The sequence below is a fragment of the Alcanivorax quisquiliarum genome, assembly GCF_023051175.1.
GTDB classification, from domain to species: Bacteria; Pseudomonadota; Gammaproteobacteria; order Pseudomonadales; family Alcanivoracaceae; genus Isoalcanivorax; species Isoalcanivorax quisquiliarum.
In genome coordinates, this window is record NZ_JALKII010000010.1 from 71,575 (window position 1) to 93,350 (window position 21,776).

Here is a 21,776-nt window from a genome sequence, read left to right on the forward strand (position 1 = left end):
CCGGCCCTTTTCTGTCATGCCGTAGCCGCTGTTTTCCGGCCCCCCGGCAGCGCCATGCGCAAGATCCGCTTCATCACTGTGCCGAACTGCCGCGGCAGGCTGCCGGTGTTGTAGGGCAGATCGTATTTTTCGCACAGCGCCTGCACACGAGGGCCAATCTCGGCATAACGGTGCGCAGGCATATCCGGGAACAGATGGTGCTCGATCTGGTGGCTCAGGTGACCCGTCAGGATATGGAACGCACGCCCGCCTTCAAGGTTGCTTGAGCCCAGCAATTGCCGCAGATACCACTCGGCGCGGCTTTCGCCGTCCAGTTGATCTTCCGTGAACATTTCCACGCCATCGGTAAAATGGCCGCAGAAGATCACCGCATAGGCCCAAAGATTGCGCACCAGGTTAGCAGTGGCGTTACCGGCCAGCGTGAACAGGAAGCCGGGGCCGGCCAGCGCCGGGAACAGCAGATAGTCTTTCAATACCTGGCGGCGTGATTTTTTCCAGATTTCGCGCAACTGCTGGCGCACTTCGGCCCAGCTCTTGTCTTTGCCCAGGCGTTCGAATTCCAGATCATGCAGCGCCACGCCCCACTGGAACAGGCCGGCCAGAATCCAGTTATAGGCCGGTTGCAACAGGTATACCGGGTGCCAGGGCTGCTCCTCGGACATGCGCAAAATCCCGTAGCCCACATCGCGATCTTTGCCCACCACGTTGGTAAAGGTGTGGTGCATATAGTTGTGCGAATGCTTCCACTGCGCCGAGGGGCAGGTGTTATCCCATTCGTAGGTGGCCGAATTCAGGGCAGGATCTTTCAGCCAGTCCCACTGGCCGTGCATGACGTTGTGGCCGATTTCCATGTTCTCCAGGATTTTCGACAACGACAACAACGCGGTGCCAGCCAGCCAGGCGGGCGGCAAGAAGCCCAGGAACAGCAAGCCACGCCCGGCGATTTCGGAATAACGCTGGGTTTTCAGAATGCGGCGGATATAACGGACATCATGCTCACCCAGCGAGCTCATCACCTCTTCACGGATAGCATCAATCTCGGCGCCGAACGCTTCCACTTGCTCGGCGGAAAGATGGCGCCAGCCACGGGTGGTCGGGGTCTGTTGCAAGCGATTCATGGATACCACAGCGTTCATCGTGTCTCTCCCTTAGAGTGACAATTGCACGGCGCCCGCAGCGGCGTGCACACAAAGTTGGATTTCTTCATCACGGACTGTGCGCACCTCACCGTTGCGCAGATCACGCACTTCACCTTCCTGCACGTGGCATTTGCAGCTGTAGCAAATACCCATGCGGCACCCTGCAGGCGGGTTCAGACCCTGGGCCTCGGCGAGCTCCAGCAGGTTGGCGGCTTCACCGCCGCTTGCTTCCAGGCCGCTGTTCAGAAACTGCACCTGACCTTCGCCGGCGACACGGGCCAGCTTGACCTGAAACTGCTCCTGCGCCGGACGGGGCCAACCGCACTCTGCAAAAGCGTCGTTGACACGCGCCATCAGCGGCGGCGGGCCGCACAACAGCGCTGTCCGCTGCTCGATATCAGGCACCATGGACTGAAGCTGCTCGATGCTAAAAAGACCGCTCCGATCGGCGCCTGTCGGCTCGCCCTGCCCGATGACAAAGTAGAGCGTGAGCCAGTCGTGACGCTCTGCCAGCGCCCGCATCTCGGTGTGGAAAATGGTATCCGCATAGCTGTTGCTGTAATGGACGAAGACCACGCTGCGGCTGCTGCCCTGCGCGGCCAGTTGCCGCAGCATGGCCATCACCGGCGTGATGCCGCTGCCGCCGCTGATCATCAGCAGCGGCTGCTCATCCGCAGGCAGCAGAAACTCGCCCTGCGCCTGGCTGAGAAACAACACATCACCCGCGCGCACCTTATCAACCAGATAGTTGCTGACCAGCCCGTCGCCATTGCGCTTGACGGTTACGCTGATGCCCTCGGCGGCCGGTGCCGAAGAAATCGAGAAGCAGCGGCTGTGCCGAATGCCATCGATCTCCACGCCGAGCACCAGATGCTGGCCGGCCTGATGGCCCTGCCAGTGGCCGTTGGGCTTGATATGCAAGGTCGTGGCATCGGCGGTTTCGCGCACCACGCGGGTCACGCAGCCACGCACCTCGCGCACCGACCACAGCGGATTGAACTGCGCCAGATAGTCATCCACGGTCAGCGGCGAGGCCAACGCGCGTGTGACCGGATTTTCCAGCAGGCGATAGCCAAACCTGGCCAAGGTGCCTTGCGGGCGAACAGTGCGAACCTGTGTGTTCATCACGGCGATCTCCGTCATGGTCGTGAACATGCGTACACTTTATTTTCATCCGCACCTCCATGTCAACACCTGTTCACAAACTACAGCATATTCATTTAATATCAATGAGTTACAAAGTGAACACACCGATCACCTTTCAATCATGTCGGCAAAACGTCACAATTCCGTTCACTTTGGCAGCCAGGCGTACCCCCACGGCATGGAACCCACTACCGAGACACGGCGTGACCCGCGACGCGGGCGCACGCGCCGCGCCCTGATGGATGCGGCGCTGGAACTGGTGGAAAAGAAAGACAACTTCACCGCGTTGTCGCTACGGCTGGTGGCGCGCAAGGCCGGCGTCGTGCCCACTGCGTTCTATCGCCATTTCCCGGACATGGACGCGCTGGGGCTGGCGCTGGTGGATGAATCGTTTCGCACCCTGCGCCAGCTGATGCGAGAGGTGCGTTCCACCAGCATTCCGGTGAAGCAGGTGATGCGGCAGTCGATGGAAACCTATATCGACTACGTGCGCGCCAATGCGCAACACTTTCAGTTTGTTGCCAAAGAGCGCTTCAGCGGTAGCCCGGCCATTCGTACCGCCATCCGGCAGGAGATTCGCCTGTTCACCAGTGAACTGGCGACCGATCTGTCACGCTTCCCCATTCTCGACAAGGTCAATGCGGAAGATTTGCAGATGATGGCGGGGCTGGTGGTCAACAACATGACCTCGCTGACAGAACAAGTGCTGGACCTGCCTGCTGATGACCCGGAGGAAAAGGAGTTCCTGATACGCACTGCCGAGAAACAGCTGCGTGTTATTGTGCTCGGGGCGCTGGCCTGGCGCAGCCGATAACGCATCTGCCATAGCCTGCAACAAGCCTGATGCAACCCACAGAACGCGGAGGCAGCTGACAAGGTGCCAGGCGTTGGCCGCGCTGGCGGTGATCTCCCGGCAGGTTGTTCACTCGGGCTTATCCGAAGCATTGGAGGTTTCGGACCAGGCCTCCCAGCCCCGGATGAACGACCATAAAAATGCCCGATTAACCGCCCACAACCGAACGCTGTTGGTGCTTGCATCGCCAAAACGGGATCGCCGGACATGGCCTGCGCGCTGGCGGCGGCAGGCCAACACCGTCAATGCCCCAGCGGGCGGAAAGTGCGTGTTATCTCCTGCTGCATTCCCTGATATTGCTGCGCGATAATCGCATCCATTTCCTGCATCAGTGCGTCTTCCAGGCGCTGGCGTTCCGCCGCTAACTCGATTTGCAAATCGGCAATCAGCTCATCGCGATTGAGATATTCATCCGCTTTCAGCAGGGCAAGATCCGTTGCCAGCCAGGCCACGGTGCCGCCAATCGCCGCGCAGGCCAGAGCGCCAGGGCCGGACGGCGCACACAGGGCTGCACCGGCACCCGCGCCTGCGGCTCCACGCGCGCCCTTGGCCACCCCGCGTGCCGCCAGCGCCGCCGACGATCGCGCAGCAGCGCGCCGTGCGAAAGCGTTGGCCAGTGCCGCGCCCGCCGTGGCGCTGGCCGCACCGCTGGCGACGACCATACGCTGCGTGAAGGCCGCATGGCCGTTATCACCCAAGGCCGTGAGCACACCATCCAGCGAGATCACCTGCGTGTTGTCCGGGGGCGGGCCGGGTGCCCGCTGCGCCGAAGCAAGGCGAGCCGCCAGCTCCGCCAACCAGGTGGCCTGCGTCGCCAGCGCCTGCTGTGCCAGCTCATCCTCGAGCTGTCCTTGCACCTTGGCCAGCTGATCGGAAAAACCCGCTGCGTCGAAGATCAGCGCTTGTGCCTTGCGCGCCAGATGATCGCCTTCTACCAGCGATGTGTGCTCCAGCAGCCGCATCGACAGCCGCGTATATTCTCCGCCGAGGGAGTAATACCAATCTGCAAACACCGGCAACTGCTGCGCCAACCGGGCAAAGATCTGATCCAGGCTCTGGTGCAACTGCTGTGCCACTTGCGCACGGGCGGCCTGCTCGCCTTCACGCACCTGACTTACCGCCAGCCCGACCAGCGACCGGGCCTGCGACTGCGGCACCTGATAATGGGCCCCTTGCAGCCCGAGCATCACCCACGGCGAAGGTTGCCAGGCACTACGCAAGGCGCTGCGCTGATCCGCCACCAACACCACCGTGACAACCGCGACGATCAAGGCCAACGTGCCCAGCCGGCGATGGCTGGCCCCGGTTGCCCCGGTTACGACAGGTGCCTGCGCCAGCGCCCCGGCCACCAGCAATAGAAAAGCGAGCACGAACACACCGCTCGATGCCAGCAACACCAGCCAGCCGCCAGCTCGCAGAAGCTTGTCACCAACGCCCGGCAACATTTGTTGCCCCAGCCACCACACCAGCGCATCTTTCATGGCGGCCGCCTGCATCAACCAGTGCAACGCTGCGCTATGTGCCTGCTGTCGTGACGCCTCGTGCCACAACGCCGTTGCCAGCGGCAGCTCGGAGAAATCCGGGTAAGCCTGTTGCAGCGCCGCCAGCCCCAGCAACAGCCAGAGCAGCAGAAAAGCCACCGCGAGCGCAAGCCGCCAGCTGAGTTCCGGCAGAAACACCGGCGCAACATGACGGCGCAACAGGCGCCCGGCGAGGCTGTGCAGCGCCGCCAGCGCCGGCAGGCTCACCAGCAGCAACGTCCAGATACTGTTTTGCGACAGCCGGATGACACCCACCATCAGCACCAGCGCCAGCGGTATCGCCAGCAGCCCCTGCCAGGCGCGCAGCAGTAACCCGCCCGCCAGCCAGCGCTGCAACGGGCTGTCATCTCGCACATAGGCCGCCAGAAAGGCGGCGCGGCGGCTACGCGCACGCGGCCACAGGCCGGCGGCGATCCCCAGCGCCAGCCCCAGTGCCACCAGCACCAGCGCCGGGCCGGGCAGCCGCGTGCCGACGATATTCAGGGCCAGCAGCGGCAGCGCCACCAGCGCAAGCATCAATAATCGACCTGTGGCCATGGTGTCTCCTCTACTGGCGCATGGATTCAGCGCCTGGCCCAGACTCTGCACTCATCGCGCCGTCACGGCGTAGCAGTGCCACCGTATTGTGCAATAGTTGTTGCCACAGTCGCTGTACCCTTCACTAAGCCCATCGTTACGCTCGTCGTAATCTGTCGCTGCGCCAGTCGTGGCAGCAACCCGCGTCACGTTCCCAGTGCTACAGGTCCAGCCGTTATGCAGTGGCCAGCCATGCAGCGGAGTCAATCCGGCCAATTTACCCTTTTCGGGCGCTCTCTATACTGCCGCCACAGGTTCTGTCAGCGACCATAAGGATACGCACAATGACTTCCACCGAAATACGCGAACTGCGAAACGCCCCGGCGATGCTGCCGCTATTTGCCAAAGCCGTGATCCGCGCTGGTGTGAAACCGGGCAAGGCACCGGCACTGCCGGACATCGGCATCCGGCTGCGCGACGTGGTACTGGACTCGAAACATCTGGCCACTTACCGCAAGGTGTGTGCCTTCCCCGCCGATGGCCATTTGCCGGTGACCTACCCGCACCTGCATGCACACCCGCTGTTCATGAGCCTGCTGCTGCACGAGGATTTCCCGTTTGCCGCCATGGGGCTGGTACATGTGCGCAACCGCATCACACAATACCGCCGCATCAACGAGCGCGAGCAACTTGATGTGGAATGCTCCTTCGGCGAGCTGGTGCAGGTGGAAAAGGGCTACGAATTCTCGATTCTGACGCACGTCAGCACTGGCGGCGAGCTGGTCTGGGAAAGCGAATCGACCATGTTTCGCCGTGGCGGTGGCAGCGGCGGCGGCCAGAGCCGCAAGACGCCCCCCGAAACAACACCAGCGGAGAACTTTGAAGAGTGGAAGGTGCCTGCTGATGCCGGTCGCCGCTACGGCGCTGTCTCCGGTGATCGCAATCCGATCCACCTTTATCCACTGACTGCAAAGCTGTTCGGATTCAAGCGTCAGATCGTGCACGGCATGTGGTCGAAGGCGCGCTGTCTGGCCGCTCTCCACGGCCAGCTGCCGGACGGTGCATTCACTGTCGATGTGCAATTCAAGCTGCCGATGTTCATTCCGGCGACGGTGAAGTTCGTTCAGGAAGACGCCGCAGACGGTATTGATTTCCGCCTGCTGGCAAAAGATGGCGTGAAACCGCATCTTACTGGCACGATCCGCAGCGCCGGCTGACCTGGCGCGCAAACAGCACCGAAGCAAACAACGATGGGCCGGTTCGCTGGCCCATTGCTGTTTGGGCTATTTTTGCCAAACCTGTTTTCGATGAGCCTGCTTTTCAGCCCCTCTCCCAACCCCCCTATTCGCTTCGCTTGTTCACAGTGGAGAGGGTGTAAAAAAGATCACTATCTTCCTGATGCTTTCGCGGATATCGGAAATGGCTCCACGGAACTCGGCGATGAACCGTTTTTGATGGGCCTGTTCTCGCTGCCCCTTTCTCGATGGGCTGTTGTTGCCGAATTTACCGCTAATCCGTCGCGCCACAGAGCGGGCAGGCTGGGTCTTTACGCAGCGCCATCTGGCGCCACTGCAAGGTGGCTGCGTCAAACAGATGCAAGGTGCCGTCCACCGCGTGGCCGGTCAGCAGACGAATCGCCAGCAGCGCCTGCATGGTACCCACGGTGCCCACCACCGGGCCCAGAATGCCCGACTCGCTACACAGCGTGTCCGGGCCATCGCCGTCGCCATACAGGCAGTGATAGCAGGGGGAATCATCGCGGCGAAAATCGAACGTCACCAGCTGGGCCTGCAACCGGATTGCCGCACCGGATACTACCGGTACACCGGCCGCATGACAGGCGGCGTTGATGGCTTGCCGGGTGGCGAAGTTGTCGCAGCAATCCAGCACCAGGGTAAAATCGCGCACCCTGGTGGCCAGCCATTGTTCATCGGCCCGAAGCTGGTGCGGCACGATGCGCACCTCGTTGTTGAGGCGCTGTAGTGTCGCCGCCAGTGCGGTCGCTTTCGGTTGGCCCACATCGGCCTCGCGGTAGGCGATCTGGCGATGCAGGTTACTGCTTTCGACCGTATCCGCATCAACAATGACCAGCTCGCCAATGCCGGCACCAGCCAGATACAGCCCCGCCGGGCAGCCAAGGCCGCCGGCGCCGATCATCAGCACTCGGGCGGCGGCTAGCGCCTCCTGCCCGGCGATATCAAATTCCGGCAACAGCAATTGCCGGCTGTAGCGCAACAACTGATCATCATTGAGCATGTTGCCTCCCGCCCCAGCAGCCCAGCGTCACCCGATCGCGCCCGCCGAGATCCTGGCGCGTTGCCACCGCATGAAAACCGTTCTGCTGCAATATCGCACGCACTGCCGCGCCCTGATCGTGGCCATGCTCCAGCAGCAACCAGCCCTGCGGCAGCAAGTGCTCCGGCGCGCCGCTGGCCAGTGCGCGGATATCGTCCAGGCCATCCGGGCCGGCGGTCAGCGCCGAGCGCGGCTCGAAGCGCACATCGCCCTGCTGGAGATGAACGTCCCCTTCTTCGATATAGGGCGGATTGCTGACCAGCGCGTGATATTGCCCTGGCAAATCCCGGTACCAGTGCGATTGTCGCAACTGCACATTGGTGGCGCCCAGGCGCTGCACATTCCGTTCCGCCACATCCAGCGCCGCCATGGAGAAATCCAGTGCCAGCACGGCCCACTGTGGCCGCGCCAGCGCCAGGCTGATCGCCACCGCGCCGGTGCCCGTGCCCAGATCAGCCACCCGTATCGGCTCTTGCTCAGGCAGCAATGACAATGCTGCCTCCACCAGCAACTCTGTATCGGGACGCGGAATCAAGGTATCAGGCGACACCAGAAACTCGTGCCCGTAAAACCCCTGGCGGCCGGTCAGGTACGCTACCGGCGTGCCGGCACAGCGGCGCTCTAGCCACTCGTGAAATTGCCGCGCTTGCGCTTCGGTGGGCTCGTGCTCAGGCCAGGTGTAAAGAAAACTCTCTGGCTTGCCCAGCACATGGGCAAGCAAAATGCGTGCATCCAGTGCGGCCGTCGGCGAGCTGTGCTGAAGCTGTTCCCGAGCCAGCGCCAACAGCAGCGCGACCGTCTCAGGCGCCGCCATCAATGCTGCTCCGACAGTGCCGCCAGTTGCTCTGCCTGATGTTCTGCCAGCAAAGTTTCGATCACCTCGTCCAGATCGCCATCCATCACTTCACCCAGGCGATACAGGGTGAGATTGACGCGGTGATCGGTCAGCCGGCCTTGCGGGAAGTTATATGTGCGAATGCGCTCGGAGCGATCGCCGGAACCCACCAGCGATTTGCGCGTAGCGGCCATTTCCTGCTGCTGCTGTTGCTGCATGTTGTCGTACAGCCGTGCCTTCAGCCACGACATCGCCTTGGCCTTGTTCTTGTGCTGGCTACGCTCTTCCTGGCATTCCACCACCACGCCAGTGGGCAGGTGAGTGATGCGCACGGCGGAGTCGGTGGTGTTGACGTGCTGGCCGCCAGCACCAGACGAGCGGTAGGTATCAATACGCAAATCTTCGGTGCGAATTACCACGTCACCGATTTCCTCTGCTTCCGCCATCACAGCCACCGTGCATGCCGATGTATGGATGCGGCCTTGTGATTCGGTTGCCGGCACCCGCTGCACGCGGTGCGCACCGGATTCGAATTTCAGCCGCGAATAAGCGCCCTGCCCGCTGACGCGGCAAATCACTTCCTTGAAGCCGCCGTGCTCGCCTTCATGGGCGCTGATTATTTCCACCCGCCAGCCGAGCCGATCTGCATAGCGGTTGTACATGCGCAACAGATCGCCGGCAAAAATAGCTGCTTCATCGCCGCCTGTTCCGGCACGGATTTCCAGAAATACGTTGGCGCCGTCGCGCGGATCGCGGGGCAGCATCAGGCGCTGCAATTCTGCCGCCAGTTGCTCGGCCTGCTCGCTCGCTGTGCGCACTTCTTCGGCGGCCATTTCGCGCAAATCAGGGTCGCTGTCCTGCTGCATCAATTGTGCGGCGGCGAGATCGTCCTGCACGCGCTGGTAGCTGGCAAAGCAGGCCACCACATCTTCAAGCTCGGCATATTCCCTTGAAAGATCGCGGAAGCGCTGGTTGTTGCCGGCCACTTCCGGCGTCGCCAGCAGCGCCGAGAGCTCCTCGTGCCGCTCGGCCAGACGTTCCAGTTTGAGCTTGAGGCTATCTTTCATTCACTCCTCACTGTCATCACGCAACAGCAACTGGCGTGCCAGCAACAGATCATCCGTGCGGTTTTCAGCTGCCAAGCGGCGCAGCTGCACGCTCGGGCCGTGCATTACTTTGTTCAACAGGGCGTGCTGGAAACGCCGCAATACTTCTGCCGGATCAGCGCCGCTTTCCAGTTGCGTCAGGCTACGCCGCAGCTCGTCTTCACCCAACGCCAGCGTCTGTTCGCGATAGCTGCGCAACGTGTCCACTGCTGCCAGCTCGCGCCGCTCGCGCTCATGGCGGTCAAGTGCCGCATTGATAATCTGCTCCGCATGGCGCGCCGCTTCCTGGCGCTGCCGCACGTTTTCCTCGATGGCTTCGTGCAGATCGTCAACGGTGTAAAGGTATACGTCCTGCAAGCGGCCGACTTCGGGTTCTATGTCGCGGGGCACGGCAATATCCACCATGAAAATCGGTTTATGACGGCGCTTTTTCAACGCCCGTTCCACAACTCCTTTGCCCAGCACCGGCACCGGGCTGCCGGTGCAGGCGATGACGATATCGGTGCGCTCCAGCGCAGCGGGCACCCCCGCCAGCGACACCGCCTCGCCGCCTACTTGCGCGGCCAGCGCTTGCGCACGCGGCAAGGTACGGTTGGCCACGGTGATATGGCCCACCCCCTGCTCGCTGAGGTGGCGGGTGACCAGCTCGATCATTTCGCCGGCGCCAATCAGTAACGCACGGCTTTTTTTCAGATCGGCAAAAATATGCCGCGCAAAGGATACCGCCGCGTAGGCGACGGACACCGGGTTGGCGCCGATACCGGTATCCGTGCGAATTCGCTTGGCGACACTGAACACCTGCTGAAACGCCCGCGCCAACTCGCCGGTCAGCGCGCCGGCATCGGTAGCGCGTGCGTAGGCTTCACGCATCTGGCCGAGAATCTGCGGCTCGCCGAGCACCAGCGAATCCAGCCCGCCAGCGACGCGCATCATGTGCCGCAATGCTTCTTCGTCTTCATAGCGATAAAGCGCCTCTCGCAGGCGCACGCCGTCCAGCCCGTGCCAATCGGCCAGCCACTGGGTCAGATCCGGGGCCGGACCATGGGCCAGACAATAAATTTCGGTACGGTTACAGGTCGACAGCAACGCCGCCTCGGCCACCCCCGGCTGCCGCCGCAGATCCTGCAATGCGGCGGCGATGGCGGTTTCGGGGAAGGTCAGCCGCTCACGGAAGCTGAGTTCCGCTGTCGTGTGGTTGACGCCTGTTGCCAATAGCTTCATGTCGGGAAGTCGGAGCCTCGCTCGTTTGCAGGCCGGCTGCACAGCCGCCTGCGGCGGGGCGACACCATCGGCCAGGGCGCTGCCATGGCCCGGCCGGCGGCTCGCTCGGGTGGCGCATTTTGCGGGATTTAAGCCGCCGAAACAATGTCATAGCCTGACAGCACTCGCTGCGGCCGGTGGGCAGCGCCGCAGGGCTGTGCCATTATTGCTCCCTAATTCTGCCAGCGGATACAGCAGCGTAATGCGGATTTTCAGCCCCCACCATGCTCCGGCCCGGACGCGCCTGATCGCGCTGCCAGCCGCCACACTGCTCCTCGTTGCCTGCGCGGCAACACCGCCTGTACCGGCCCCGGCGGCAGCGCCTGAATCCGTTGCCACGGCGCCTTATGAGGCCGCCGTGCTGGCCGATCTGCTGGTGGCGGAAGTCGCCGCACAGCGGGACGCGCTGGATATCAGCCTTGCCTATTATGTTGAAACCGCACGCACTCACAACAGCCCGGCCGTAACAGGCCAGGCTGCACGGCTTGCCGCTTATCTGCAACAAGGCCCGCTGGCGCTGGAAATGGCCGAGCGCTGGCTCACGCAGGAGCCGGGCAATCTCACGGCGCGCGAGATTGCCGCATTATCGCATATTGTTGCCGGCAACCCCGAAGCCGCGGCCTATCACATCGATCAGCTGCTGGCCGACAACCCGCAAGCCGGGCTGATCCGGCTGGTGGCTCAGGCCGAAGGGCTGGATCAGGCTGGCAATACCCAGCTATTGGCGGCGCTGGCACAGCTGACCGACCGCTATCCGGATCAGGCGCCGCTGTGGTATGCCCGCGCCCTGCATTTGCACCTGCAAGGCGAGCTGGATGCTGCCACTGATGCCAATGAGCGAGCACTGAAACTCAACCGGCGCCATGAAGAAGCGCAGCTGTTGCGGGTGCGGCTGCTGTATGAAGGCGAGCAGCACGACGCCGCGCTACGGCAGGCACAGCGGCTGGTGCAACAGCACCCCGACGCACGGCGCCCGCGCATTCTGTATGTGCGACTGCTGCTGGAAAGCGGCCGTCAGGAGGAAGCGGTGGCGCAGTTGCGCGAGCTCGCACAACGCTTCCCCGACGATCAGGACCTGCGCTTCTCGCTAGCACTACATGGCCTCCAACAGGGCGCTTATACCAGCGCCCGGGAAACGTTGGAGGCGCTGTTGGCCGAAGGCTATCGGCCAGACCAGATGCACCTTTACCTTGCGCAGCTGCATGAAATGCGCGGCGATGGCGCCGCCGCGCTGACGCATTATCTGGCCGTACAGGAAGGCGATGCCGCACTTGCCGCGCAGCTTCAGGCGGCACAGCTGTATGTCCAGCAAGGCGATACCGCCGCCATGCGCACGCTGCTGGCGCGGCTGCGCGAGCATCACCCGGCCCAGCTGCCAGCGCTATATGCCGCCGAGGCGCAGTTGCTCGGGCACCGCGACCCGGACAGCGCGCTGTCGCTGCTGGATCAGGCGCTCAGCGAGCTGCCCGACGATACCGAGCTGTTGTATGCGCGCGCGCTGGTGGCCGAACGGCTGGGCCGGATCGGGCAGACCGAAGCCGATTTGCGCCGCATTCTCGAACTGGAGCCGAAGGACACCGACGCACTGAATGCGCTGGGTTACACGCTTACCGACCGCACCGACCGGCATCAGGAGGCATTCGAACTGATCCAGCAGGCGCTGCACCAGCAACCTGACAACCCGGCCATTATCGACAGCATGGGCTGGGTTCTCTTCAAGCTCGGCCAGTATCAGGAGGCGCTGACTCATTTGCAGCGCGCCTACAACATGTTTCCCGATGCGGAAGTCGCAGCCCACCTGGGTGAGGTGCTGTGGGCGCTGGGCCGCTACGACGAAGCCCGCGCAATATGGGATGAAGCCGCCGCTGACCAGCCCGACAGCCGTCATCTACGGGAAGTACGCGAACGGCTTGATCCGGTCTCTCCATGAGAGCGTCCATGAGCCCCCCATGAGATCAGCCATGAGATCGTCCCTGAAATCCCCCATGAGACCGCCTATGCGCGCAGGCGCCCGTCCCCTGCTCCGCCTTTCCCTGCTGCTACTGCCGCTGGCTTTGGCCGCCTGCCAGATCCGCCCTCCGGCGCCAGACTTTACGCTGGAGCACCCGGAAGCGCTGCGCCACTGGGATCTGAGCGGCCGGCTTGCCTATCGCACCGCCAGTGACGGCGGCAGCGCCAGCCTGGAATGGCGGCAACGGGCGCAGGGCGGCCAGATTCACTTTTCCGGCCCGCTGGGCTTCGGCAGCGCCGAGCTGCACTGGGACGATCATATCGCCACGCTGGATAACGGCCGCGAGCAGCGCAGCGCCCGCTCCCCGGCGGAGCTGGCCTGGTACCTGACCGGCATGATGATCCCGGTGGATGCACTGCATTTCTGGGTGCGCGGGCTGCCCTGGCCCTGGGCCCAGGGCACGCCCACCTATGACAACACCGGGCAGCTGATAGCGCTGGAGCAGCTTGGCTGGTCACTTGCGTTCGATCGTTACGGCCCGGTGGCCGGCCTCCAGCTGCCGCACCGGGTGCGTGCGCAGCATGGTGAGGAGCGCTTCACATTGATAGTCCAGCGCTGGGCGCCGCAGCGATGACGCTGTCTCTTCCTGCCCCCGCCAAACTCAATCTGTTTCTGCATATCACCGGCCGCCGCGCCGATGGTTATCATGAATTGCAGACCCTTTTTCAGCTGCTCGACCACGGCGACAGCCTGCACTTCACGGCCGCCGACGAGCTGCGCCTGGACAGCCCCGGCGTACCTGGCCGTGCCGAGGACAATCTCGTCTGGCGCGCCGCCCGCCTGCTGCAACAGCACACCGGCTGCCGCCGGGGTGTACATATCCGTCTGGAAAAGCGCTTGCCGGCTGGCGGTGGCGTGGGCGGCGGCTCCAGTGATGCCGCCACCACGCTGCTAGGGCTGAACCGTCTCTGGTCGCTGGGGCTGTCACTGGATGAGCTTGCCGGGCTGGGCCTGAGCCTGGGCGCCGATGTGCCGGTTTTCGTGCGCGGCCGAAGCGCCTTTGCCGAAGGCGTGGGCGAGCGGCTACACTCTGTGGAATTGCCGTTGCAGTGGTATTTTGTCCTTGATCCAGGCGTTCACGTCGCTACCGGGAAAATTTTCAGCGACCAGCAATTGACAAGAAATACCCCCATCAGTACAGTAGCGGCCGTTCTTGAGGAGGCCACCTGGAAGGCTCTGAGAAACGACTGCGAACCGGTAGCCCGGCGTTTGTTCCCGGCCATCGACGCAGCGTTGAAATGGCTCGGAACTCATGCTGGCGAAAGCCGCATGACCGGAACAGGCTCCTGCATATTTGCAGCGCTGCCGAGCAGGCAACACGGAGAGAAGCTACTCGCTCAGTTGCCCCCGGATTGGAAAGGTTTCGTCGCGCGGAGCTGCAACCTGTCCCCTCTGCATGAGGCGCTAGCAGGTTGAACGCAGCTTCACACAGCGACAACAGTAGTGTTGGGGTATCGCCAAGTTGGTAAGGCAACGGGTTTTGATCCCGTCATTCCCAGGTTCGAGTCCTGGTACCCCATCCATCTTCCTTCTCGTACACTTACGCCAGAGAAACTGAAGCAGGTTGCTGCCAGACACAGCGCAACCTGCAAAAGCCATTTACCAGTCCCTCGGGGGAGTGCCAGTGTCCAAACTCGTCGTCTTTACCGGCAACGCCACCCCGGAACTGGCCAAGGCCATGACCCGGCAACTCAACATCCCTCTGGGTGCCGCCGATGTGGGCACCTTCAGTGACGGCGAAGTGGCAGTCGAGATTCACGAGAATGTACGCGGCAAGGATGTTTTCATCGTCCAGTCCACCTGCCACCCCACCAACAACAACCTGATCGAGCTGCTGGTGATGGCGGATGCACTGCGCCGCTCCTCCGCTGGCCGCATCACCGCCGTGGTGCCCTACTTCGGTTATGCCCGCCAGGATCGCCGCGTGCGCTCGGCGCGAGTGCCGATCACCGCCAAGGTAGTGGCCGACATGATTACCGCCGTGGGCATTGATCGCGTTGTCACCGTCGATCTGCACGCGGATCAGATTCAGGGCTTTTTCGATATCCCGGTGGATAACGTTTACGCCACGCCGCTGATCGTGAGCGATATCGAACGGCAGAACTACCAGGACATGATGGTGGTGTCGCCGGACGTCGGCGGCGTGGTGCGTGCCCGTGCGCTGGCCAAGCAGCTCAACGACGCTGATCTCGCCATCATCGACAAACGCCGCCCCAAGGCGAACGAATCGCAGGTCATGCACATCATCGGCGAAGTGGAAGGCCGCAGCTGCGTGCTGGTGGATGACATGGTCGATACCGCTGGCACACTGTGCAAGGCGGCTCGTGCGCTGAAAGATCATGGCGCCAGCCAGGTCACCGCCTATTGTACTCACCCGGTACTTTCCGGTGCCGCCATCAATAATATTCGCGAATCGGCGCTGGATCAGCTGATCGTCACCGATACCATCCCGCTGTCACCGGAAGCACTGAGCTGCGGCCGTATCCGCGCCCTGTCGCTGGCGCCCATGCTGGCCGAGACGATTCGCCGGGTGAACAACGAGGAATCGCTTTCGGCAATGTTCGACCGCCTTGAGCTGGTCTGACGCCTGCGGACAGCGGCCAACGCTGCCGTTTTTCCGCGGCAACGCATTCATGCCGCACCATCAACGCCTCGGGCCAGAGCCCGGGGCGTTTTTGTTGGGGCAGCATCGGCGCACCCACTGACGGGCTGCCGCGCAACATCAAAGCGCCAGCGTATGCTCACGGGCCTTCACGCACCTTCAAGCGCCAGCCCGCTGGCTTTTTGGCCTGCTTGCCCGCATAATGCCGGCCCTCTTTTTCAACCCCCTGAGCAGCATCCGGTCGCAGGAACTGCCCAGGCTTAACCGGAGATCGACATGAGCAACGACTTTGTGCTGCATGCTGAGGGCCGCAACGACATAGGGAAAGGTGCGAGCCGCCGCCTGCGTCGTCTGGAAGCCCGTATCCCAGGCATCGTTTACGGTGGCAACGCCGAGCCGCAAATGATCACCCTGGAACTGCGCGAAATGGTCAAGGCGCTGGAGAGCGAATCGTTCTACAGCCAGATCCTGACCCTGGAAATTGATGGCAAGGCGGAAAAGGCGGTACTGCGTGATTTGCAGCGCCATCCTTCCAAAGGCACACCGTTGCACGCTGACTTCATGCGTGTCGACAGCGCCCACAAGATCACCATGTCGATCCCGCTGCACATCCTCAACGAAGAGAAGTGTGTCGGCGTGAAGCAACAAGGTGGTCTGCTGTATCAAAACGCCTCCGAAGTGGAAGTCAGCTGTCTGCCGCAAGACCTGCCGCAGTTCCTGGAAGTCGACGTAGCGGCGCTGGAGCTGGATCAGGTAATCCACCTTTCCGATCTCAAGCTGCCGGAAAATGTCGAGCTGGTGGCACTCATCCAGGGTGAAGGCCACGACCTGCCGGTCGTTTCCGTTCAGGCTCCGCGTGGCGGCGCCGGTGACGAAGACGAAGACGACACCCCAGACGAAGAAAGCAGCGAAAGCTAAGCGCTTTCAGGCATCATGGCGGAACCCGTCAAGCTTATCGTCGGCCTGGCAAATCCGGGCACGCAGTATGCGGACACCCGCCATAATGCCGGTGCGTGGTATGTGGATGCCCTGGCGCGCAGCCGGGGCATCACCCTTGCCGAAGAGCGCAAATATTTCGGGCTGACCGGCACCTTCACCGAAGGCGGCGAAACGGTGCGCCTGCTGATCCCCACCACGTTCATGAACCGCAGTGGCCAGGCCACGGCGGCATTGGCCAATTTCTTTCGTATCCCCACCACACAAATGCTGGTCGCCCACGACGAGCTGGATCTGCCACCCGGCAATATCCGCCTGAAAATCGGCGGCGGCCATGGCGGCCACAACGGCTTGCGCGACATTATCAGCCGGCACGGTAATCAGCGGGATTTCGTGCGCCTGCGGATCGGCATCGGCCATCCCGGCAGCAGCGATCTGGTCACCCCCTATGTGCTCGGCCGCCCGGCACAGAACGATCGCATACAGATTGAACGGGCCATCGACGAAGCGCTACGCTACACCAGCGAAATCGTTCGCGGTGAACTCCCGCGCGCCATGAACGGCATCAACAGCTACAAGGGCACCTGAACCACTGCACGCCCTTGCCGCGCCGCCTCAGCGATCATAGCGATAACGCGCCAGCAACCACTGGCCGGCCGGGCGCTCCCGATAGCCCTGCAGCACAGCCTGCACCGGCCGCGGCAGCGATGTTTCATCCACGAACCCCCAAGGCGAGCCGGCCGGCGACAGCAGCGGCGCATACAATGCCGCTGCGGTAATATCCGCCAGCGTCAGCACATCACCGACCAGATAGCGCGCCGGATCGCCCTTGATCAATGATTCGATCAGTGCCAGCCCCTGCTCCAGCCGCACCTGCGACTGCGCCACCGGCTCCGGGCTGACCCGATACAATTGCGCCACGCCCCGCTCGATCACTGGCGCCAGCCCTTTTTTAACCAGCCCCGGCAGCGCGTAAGGCGCCAGCATGGCCCGCATCACCTCCGGCCGGCCAAGCAGCTGGCCGTAGAGCCAACGGCGCACATGCACACCGTAGCGGTCGAATTGCTGCTCAAGCTCGATGACCTGCCGGCGCTGCGCACTTTCTTCGGGCAGCAGCGGCACCTGCGGATAATGTTTTTCCAGATAATAGGCAATGCGCGTGGAATCACCGATCAGCCGCTTGCCATCACGCAGCACCGGCAACGTACCCACACCCGCCCGCAACTGGCTGAACAGGCGATGCCCGCCGGGCAACAGATTACGGGTGGCATAGCCGAGCTCCTTGTGATCCAGCTGCCAGCGCGTTTTTTCACAGTAATGTGAAATCGGAAACTGATATACCACGCGTTGATCGGCCATGCCCCACTCCTTCTCGCCGGGCCAGAGGAAGGCCCGTCATCTGCGGGAAAGTCTGAGAGAGAGCCAGGCGCTGTTCCACGGCGTGGGCGCCCCGGCCAATCGTCGCGCCAGCCAATCGGGTTGTCAGTGGTTTTTCCACAGCGCCTTGAGTAGCATTGCGGCCCCGGTGTATTGCGGAGCAGCAGAGATGGGTTTCAAATGCGGTATCGTGGGCCTGCCGAACGTGGGCAAATCCACCCTTTTCAATGCTCTGACCCAGGCAGGCATCGAAGCACAGAACTTTCCGTTCTGCACCATCGAGCCCAATACCGGCATAGTGCCGGTGCCTGATCCCAGACTGAAACCCCTGGCTGCCATCGTGAAACCGGAGCGTGTGCTCCCGGCGACCATGGAGTTCGTGGATATTGCCGGCCTGGTCGCCGGCGCCTCCCAAGGGGAAGGACTGGGCAACAAATTTCTTGCCAATATTCGCGAAACCGATGCCATTGCCCATGTGGTGCGCTGCTTCGAGGACGACAACATCATCCACGTCGCCGGCCGCGTGGCCCCCCTGGATGATATCGACACCATCAATACCGAACTGGCGCTGGCAGATCTGGATTCAGTGGAAAAAGCTCACCAGCGCGCCACACGGGCCGCCAAGGGCCAGGACAAGGACGCGGCTGCGCTGCTGATCGTGCTCGACAAGCTGCTGCCGGCCCTGAGCGAGGGCAAGCCGGCGCGCAGTGTAGCGCTCACCGACGATGAACTTAAACGCGTGCGCTCCTACAACCTGCTCACGCTGAAGCCCACCATGTACATCGCCAACGTGACCGAAGACGGCTTCGAGAACAACAGCCTGCTGGATGCCGTGCGCGAGCTGGCCGACAGCGAAGGCGCGGGCGTAGTCGCCATCTGCGCCAAGATCGAATCCGAAATCGCCGAGCTGGATGACGAAGAAAAAACAGATTTCCTCGCGGAAATGGGCATGGACGAGCCGGGGCTGAACCGCGTCATCCGCGCCGGTTACAGCCTGCTGGGCCTGCAAACCTATTTCACCGCTGGCGTAAAAGAAGTGCGCGCCTGGACCATTCCCGCAGGCAGCACGGCGCCGAAGGCAGCAGGTGTGATCCATACGGATTTTGAAAAGGGTTTTATCCGGGCAGAAGTCATCAGTTACGAGGATTTCATCGCCCACAACGGCGAACAGGGCGCAAAAGACGCCGGCAAATGGCGGCTTGAAGGGAAGGATTATGTCGTCAAGGATGGCGATGTGGTGCATTTCCGGTTCAACGTCTGACGCCGACCGGCATCTCGCAGGGCGTGGCCTTGTTTCGTGGCGCACTCTTGCCGCGGTAACGGGCGTCCGCCCTCTCTGTTACCCTTCTCCCGGCAAGCCTGAACGGCAACCTGCAAACCTCCTTACGCCCCCTCGCTCGGCAGAATACAATCGACGTATACCGCTTGCCCTTTATCAAGCGCCTGAAACCGTGCTACTCACCAAGCTGAAAAGGCTCGTACCCTGGGCAACGGCCTCTCGCGAGCGCTACCCCAACGAAATGTAACGCGCTGCGGTTCGCGGCCTGACAACCCTGATGCCACGATTATTTGCCATGGCCAGCAAAACTGCACCGCGATTGGCGCAATGAGGCAGCAAACCCTGGCGCGTTGTCGAACAAACCCATTCCCGGTTACCGCGACCGGATGAACAGCTATGCAGCGTTCACTGCCCCACGGTAAGCTGACCGCCAAGCAACCTGAGTACAAAGAGGCGGCCCCGCCGGAGCACGATCACCGGCCACTCGGAGGTTTTCAATGATCGAGCTTGTTATTCCCCAGCGCCGCCGCGATCTCGGTGCTTTTGAAGTCGGCCGCGTGCTGCCCTTTGCCAAACGCCGCATGGTGGGGCCTTACATTTTCTTTGATCGTATGGGGCCGAAGCAGATTGCACCGGGCCTGCCGCTGGAAGCGGATGTGCGCCCCCATCCGCATATCGGGCTGTCGACCATCACCTATCTGTTCGATGGCGAGATCATGCATCGCGACAGCGTCGGCTCGGAACAGGCGATTCGCCCCGGTGCGGTCAACTGGATGACAGCCGGCAGCGGCATCACGCACTCGGAACGTTTTGAACAGCTGCGCGCCGAGGGCGGCCCGCTGGATGGCATCCAGGCATGGGTGGCGCTGCCCACCGAGCGTGAAGAAATGGCGCCGGGCTTCTGGCATTACCCCAGCGATGCGTTGCCGGTATTCGATGGTGATGGTATTGCCGGGCGTCTGATCGCCGGCAGCCTGGCGGGTGTGACGTCGCCAGTGCAGATCGATTCGCCACAGTTTTATGTGCACTGGGAGCTGCGCACAGGAGCGCGGGTGTCACTGCCTGCCGAGTACAGCGAGCGCGCCATCTACGCGGCCAGTGGCACGGTGGAGGTGGACGGGCAGCGCCTGGACGCCGGCAACATGGCAGTGCTGGCAGCCGGTAAAGCGATCACGGTGACGGCACTCAGCGACGCCGTGGCCATGGCGCTGGGCGGTGAGCCAGTGGGGCCGCGCTATATCGACTGGAACTTCGTGTCTTCATCGAAGGAGCGCATCGAGCAGGCACGGGCCGATTGGTCCGCCGGCCGAATGAAACTGCCCGATCTCGACAACGAGAACTTCATCCCGCTGCCGCCCAAACTTGGCGCGGCGCCAGAACCCATGTCCTGAGGGCTGGGCAATGACCGTGAGCTGGCGCGCTCTACAGTCTCAATATAAAGCCGCACGCGACTTCATATTGAGACAGGCCAGATATTATCGCCGTGCTCACCCCGCGTGATGAAACCGCAGCTATCATCAGACAAACAGCCTGCACTTATCTCTCGCTGCCTTGAAAGCTGCACTCACAGATCAGGGAGGCGCTGCCCGGCCTCTGACTCAGTAACACCTGCTCACACCGCACCGGCCGCAACCAGGTTTGCGATTATTGCCAGCAATCCCTTGTGCATGATCCTGAGCTCGTCCTGTGTCAGCCCGCGTGCTGCGACTTCGTTGAGCTCTTCGGCGATCGGCACCAGCACATGTCTGAGATCGCGGCCTTTTTCGGTGAGGTAAATATGGACTTTCTTGCGGTTGCCATCCTGATGCCTGCGCTCGATCAAACCCTGTGCTTCCATGGCCTTGAGCGCGCTGAAGGTGGTCGGTTCCATCAGCCCCACCTCTTCGCTCAGCTCGCGCTGTGTCAGGCCTTCGGTAGACCACAGCACCCGTAAAAATGCCCAGTGCCCGAAATTCACCGAATGCTCGCTCAGGCGCAACTGCATGCTTTTGGTAAGTACCCGCGACGCATCGCGCACCAGGTGGGCGAGCCGGTCGTCCGGCACATCTTCCTGCCAATGGCGAAGAATCCGATTGGCAGCTTGATCGTCTTTGTTCTTGCTCATCTAATTATCCGTTTTATGCGATGTTCCCCAGCGCTGCTCGCCCGCAAAAACTGCAACAAGTCGACTGAAAAAAATGGCGACTATCGCCCTATCGCAACCGCCGCAAGCCCGCGCATCGGTGCGTAGTGTAGCCGTCCGGTATCCCCTCGCGCCAACGCTGCGCCGCGACACTGCCCGGCATATTGCGTGCCGGGCCGTTTTCCCCAATGCTGTTATCACCACCTGGCCGGGGAGCTGGCCTGCATCGGCAGGCTCCGTTTCGCTGTTCGCCAGCCAATCGCATTGGCCAACCCGGTGTCCGTAAAAGGGCTTGACACCATCCAGCCGCCTAACTATAACTTAGTTATCTAACTTAGGCAGTGAAGTTAGATCACTATTTCGCCACCGCGCTGTTTTTCAGGTCTTCACACCGCAGGCGGCAGGCAGTCTGAGCAAACGCCACATATCCGACCGGATCCCTGTGGCCTGATGCCGGCAAAATAAAGAGTGAGATCACATCTCACATAGTAAGAACAACAAGATTCCGGCCCGGCCACCCCGGTAACCGGAAACGACGGAGCCCGAACATGGCCGAGAACAGGCTTTGCTTTCCTGACTCGCTGATGGCACGCCCGCTGCCCTCTGCCCCTCCCCTGATACGGGCGCTGCCCGGTATCGCCAGCTGCGGAGAATATTCTCATGTCTGAACGCATTCGCGCCGCCATCATCGGCTCCGGCAACATCGGCACCGATCTGATGATCAAGATCCTGCGCCACGGCAAGGCCGTGGAAATGGG

Annotated in this window: 19 protein-coding genes and 1 tRNA gene; 11 read left to right on the top strand and 9 right to left on the bottom strand. The window is 62.2% G+C overall.

The features are described 5' to 3' along the window. Positions 1 to 14 precede the first annotated feature (14 nt). Positions 15 to 1,136, bottom strand: a complete 1,122-nt coding sequence (locus tag MU846_RS12990; RefSeq protein ID WP_306799407.1) for a fatty acid desaturase family protein — start codon at positions 1,134 to 1,136, stop codon at positions 15 to 17. A 12-nt stretch (positions 1,137 to 1,148) separates the two neighbouring features. Then, complete coding sequence (locus tag MU846_RS12995) at positions 1,149 to 2,264, bottom strand: ferredoxin reductase (RefSeq protein WP_246953422.1); 1,116 nt, start codon at positions 2,262 to 2,264, stop codon at positions 1,149 to 1,151. A 142-nt stretch (positions 2,265 to 2,406) separates the two neighbouring features. Here MU846_RS12995 and MU846_RS13000 point away from each other — a divergent pair, with 142 nt between their 5' ends. Next, on the top strand, positions 2,407 to 3,099 hold the full coding sequence (locus MU846_RS13000; protein ID WP_246953424.1) for a TetR family transcriptional regulator: 693 nt from the start codon (positions 2,407 to 2,409) through the stop codon (positions 3,097 to 3,099). Positions 3,100 to 3,380: 281 nt separating this feature from the next. Here MU846_RS13000 and MU846_RS13005 read toward each other — a convergent pair whose 3' ends face one another. After that, positions 3,381 to 5,216: a hypothetical protein gene (locus tag MU846_RS13005; RefSeq protein ID WP_246953426.1), complete on the bottom strand. Its 1,836-nt coding sequence runs from the start codon at positions 5,214 to 5,216 to the stop codon at positions 3,381 to 3,383. Between the two features lie 323 nt (positions 5,217 to 5,539). On the opposite strand from MU846_RS13005, the gene MU846_RS13010 reads away from it, so the two are divergent. Beyond that, positions 5,540 to 6,412 carry a MaoC family dehydratase gene (locus tag MU846_RS13010; protein ID WP_246953428.1) on the top strand — a complete coding sequence of 291 codons (873 nt, stop codon included), beginning with the start codon at positions 5,540 to 5,542 and terminating at the stop codon, positions 6,410 to 6,412. A gap of 292 nt (positions 6,413 to 6,704) precedes the next feature. Here the strand turns inward: MU846_RS13010 and MU846_RS13015 are convergent, their stop codons facing one another. From MU846_RS13015 to hemA, 4 genes are read right to left on the bottom strand one after another with little or no spacing between them, the layout of a single operon-like run. Next, positions 6,705 to 7,451, bottom strand: coding sequence for a HesA/MoeB/ThiF family protein (locus MU846_RS13015; RefSeq protein ID WP_246953429.1), 747 nt, complete (start codon positions 7,449 to 7,451; stop codon positions 6,705 to 6,707). Further along, positions 7,441 to 8,304, bottom strand: a complete 864-nt coding sequence (gene prmC, locus MU846_RS13020) for a peptide chain release factor N(5)-glutamine methyltransferase (RefSeq protein WP_246953431.1) — start codon at positions 8,302 to 8,304, stop codon at positions 7,441 to 7,443. The genes MU846_RS13015 and prmC overlap by 11 nt, the downstream gene beginning before the upstream one ends. Beyond that, positions 8,304 to 9,392: a peptide chain release factor 1 gene (gene prfA, locus MU846_RS13025; protein WP_246953432.1), complete on the bottom strand. Its 1,089-nt coding sequence runs from the start codon at positions 9,390 to 9,392 to the stop codon at positions 8,304 to 8,306. The genes prmC and prfA overlap by 1 nt, the downstream gene beginning before the upstream one ends. Further along, positions 9,393 to 10,652, bottom strand: coding sequence for a glutamyl-tRNA reductase (hemA, locus tag MU846_RS13030; RefSeq protein WP_246953434.1), 1,260 nt, complete (start codon positions 10,650 to 10,652; stop codon positions 9,393 to 9,395). It lies immediately after the preceding gene. A 241-nt stretch (positions 10,653 to 10,893) separates the two neighbouring features. On the opposite strand from hemA, the gene MU846_RS13035 reads away from it, so the two are divergent. From MU846_RS13035 to pth, 7 genes are all read left to right on the top strand, one after another. Further along, on the top strand, positions 10,894 to 12,621 hold the full coding sequence (locus MU846_RS13035; RefSeq protein ID WP_246953436.1) for a tetratricopeptide repeat protein: 1,728 nt from the start codon (positions 10,894 to 10,896) through the stop codon (positions 12,619 to 12,621). A gap of 67 nt (positions 12,622 to 12,688) precedes the next feature. Further along, complete coding sequence (lolB, locus tag MU846_RS13040; protein ID WP_246953438.1) at positions 12,689 to 13,276, top strand: lipoprotein insertase outer membrane protein LolB; 588 nt, start codon at positions 12,689 to 12,691, stop codon at positions 13,274 to 13,276. Then, complete coding sequence (ispE, locus tag MU846_RS13045) at positions 13,273 to 14,118, top strand: 4-(cytidine 5'-diphospho)-2-C-methyl-D-erythritol kinase (protein WP_246953440.1); 846 nt, start codon at positions 13,273 to 13,275, stop codon at positions 14,116 to 14,118. The genes lolB and ispE overlap by 4 nt, the downstream gene beginning before the upstream one ends. Positions 14,119 to 14,149: 31 nt before the next feature. Beyond that, a tRNA-Gln gene (locus tag MU846_RS13050) sits at positions 14,150 to 14,225 on the top strand. Between the two features lie 101 nt (positions 14,226 to 14,326). Then, on the top strand, positions 14,327 to 15,286 hold the full coding sequence (locus MU846_RS13055; RefSeq protein ID WP_246953442.1) for a ribose-phosphate pyrophosphokinase: 960 nt from the start codon (positions 14,327 to 14,329) through the stop codon (positions 15,284 to 15,286). 294 nt (positions 15,287 to 15,580) lie between these two features. Beyond that, entirely contained in the window at positions 15,581 to 16,222 is a 642-nt protein-coding gene (locus MU846_RS13060; RefSeq protein WP_246953445.1) for a 50S ribosomal protein L25/general stress protein Ctc, read from the top strand. 15 nt (positions 16,223 to 16,237) lie between these two features. Further along, a complete protein-coding gene (pth, locus tag MU846_RS13065) occupies positions 16,238 to 16,828 on the top strand; it encodes an aminoacyl-tRNA hydrolase (RefSeq protein WP_246953447.1) in 591 nt (196 codons plus the stop codon). A gap of 27 nt (positions 16,829 to 16,855) precedes the next feature. Here pth and MU846_RS13070 read toward each other — a convergent pair whose 3' ends face one another. Beyond that, the gene (locus tag MU846_RS13070) at positions 16,856 to 17,599 is read right to left on the bottom strand and encodes a glutathione S-transferase family protein (protein WP_246953449.1); all 744 of its coding nucleotides are present in this window, start codon (positions 17,597 to 17,599) and stop codon (positions 16,856 to 16,858) included. A 187-nt stretch (positions 17,600 to 17,786) separates the two neighbouring features. Between MU846_RS13070 and ychF the strand changes: the two genes are divergently transcribed. Then, positions 17,787 to 18,878, top strand: a complete 1,092-nt coding sequence (ychF, locus tag MU846_RS13075; protein ID WP_246953451.1) for a redox-regulated ATPase YchF — start codon at positions 17,787 to 17,789, stop codon at positions 18,876 to 18,878. A 515-nt stretch (positions 18,879 to 19,393) separates the two neighbouring features. Then, a complete protein-coding gene (locus tag MU846_RS13080; protein WP_246953453.1) occupies positions 19,394 to 20,287 on the top strand; it encodes a pirin family protein in 894 nt (297 codons plus the stop codon). Positions 20,288 to 20,508: 221 nt separating this feature from the next. Here MU846_RS13080 and MU846_RS13085 read toward each other — a convergent pair whose 3' ends face one another. Beyond that, positions 20,509 to 21,000, bottom strand: coding sequence for a MarR family winged helix-turn-helix transcriptional regulator (locus MU846_RS13085; RefSeq protein WP_246953455.1), 492 nt, complete (start codon positions 20,998 to 21,000; stop codon positions 20,509 to 20,511). Positions 21,001 to 21,776: the final 776 nt, after the last annotated feature.

Bases quoted from the DNA above. Each gene is read 5' to 3' on its own strand.
- MU846_RS12990 (WP_306799407.1), bottom strand. From the start codon at position 1,136: ATGAACGCTGTGGTATCCATGAATCGCTTGCAACAGACCCCGACCACC.
- MU846_RS12995 (WP_246953422.1), bottom strand. From the start codon at position 2,264: ATGAACACACAGGTTCGCACTGTTCGCCCGCAAGGCACCTTGGCCAGG.
- MU846_RS13000 (WP_246953424.1), top strand. From the start codon at position 2,407: ATGTCGGCAAAACGTCACAATTCCGTTCACTTTGGCAGCCAGGCGTAC.
- MU846_RS13005 (WP_246953426.1), bottom strand. From the start codon at position 5,216: ATGGCCACAGGTCGATTATTGATGCTTGCGCTGGTGGCGCTGCCGCTG.
- MU846_RS13010 (WP_246953428.1), top strand. From the start codon at position 5,540: ATGACTTCCACCGAAATACGCGAACTGCGAAACGCCCCGGCGATGCTG.
- MU846_RS13015 (WP_246953429.1), bottom strand. From the start codon at position 7,451: ATGCTCAATGATGATCAGTTGTTGCGCTACAGCCGGCAATTGCTGTTG.
- prmC (WP_246953431.1), bottom strand. From the start codon at position 8,304: ATGGCGGCGCCTGAGACGGTCGCGCTGCTGTTGGCGCTGGCTCGGGAA.
- prfA (WP_246953432.1), bottom strand. From the start codon at position 9,392: ATGAAAGATAGCCTCAAGCTCAAACTGGAACGTCTGGCCGAGCGGCAC.
- hemA (WP_246953434.1), bottom strand. From the start codon at position 10,652: ATGAAGCTATTGGCAACAGGCGTCAACCACACGACAGCGGAACTCAGC.
- MU846_RS13035 (WP_246953436.1), top strand. From the start codon at position 10,894: ATGCGGATTTTCAGCCCCCACCATGCTCCGGCCCGGACGCGCCTGATC.
- lolB (WP_246953438.1), top strand. From the start codon at position 12,689: ATGCGCGCAGGCGCCCGTCCCCTGCTCCGCCTTTCCCTGCTGCTACTG.
- ispE (WP_246953440.1), top strand. From the start codon at position 13,273: ATGACGCTGTCTCTTCCTGCCCCCGCCAAACTCAATCTGTTTCTGCAT.
- MU846_RS13060 (WP_246953445.1), top strand. From the start codon at position 15,581: ATGAGCAACGACTTTGTGCTGCATGCTGAGGGCCGCAACGACATAGGG.
- pth (WP_246953447.1), top strand. From the start codon at position 16,238: ATGGCGGAACCCGTCAAGCTTATCGTCGGCCTGGCAAATCCGGGCACG.
- MU846_RS13070 (WP_246953449.1), bottom strand. From the start codon at position 17,599: ATGGCCGATCAACGCGTGGTATATCAGTTTCCGATTTCACATTACTGT.
- ychF (WP_246953451.1), top strand. From the start codon at position 17,787: ATGGGTTTCAAATGCGGTATCGTGGGCCTGCCGAACGTGGGCAAATCC.
- MU846_RS13080 (WP_246953453.1), top strand. From the start codon at position 19,394: ATGATCGAGCTTGTTATTCCCCAGCGCCGCCGCGATCTCGGTGCTTTT.
- MU846_RS13085 (WP_246953455.1), bottom strand. From the start codon at position 21,000: ATGAGCAAGAACAAAGACGATCAAGCTGCCAATCGGATTCTTCGCCAT.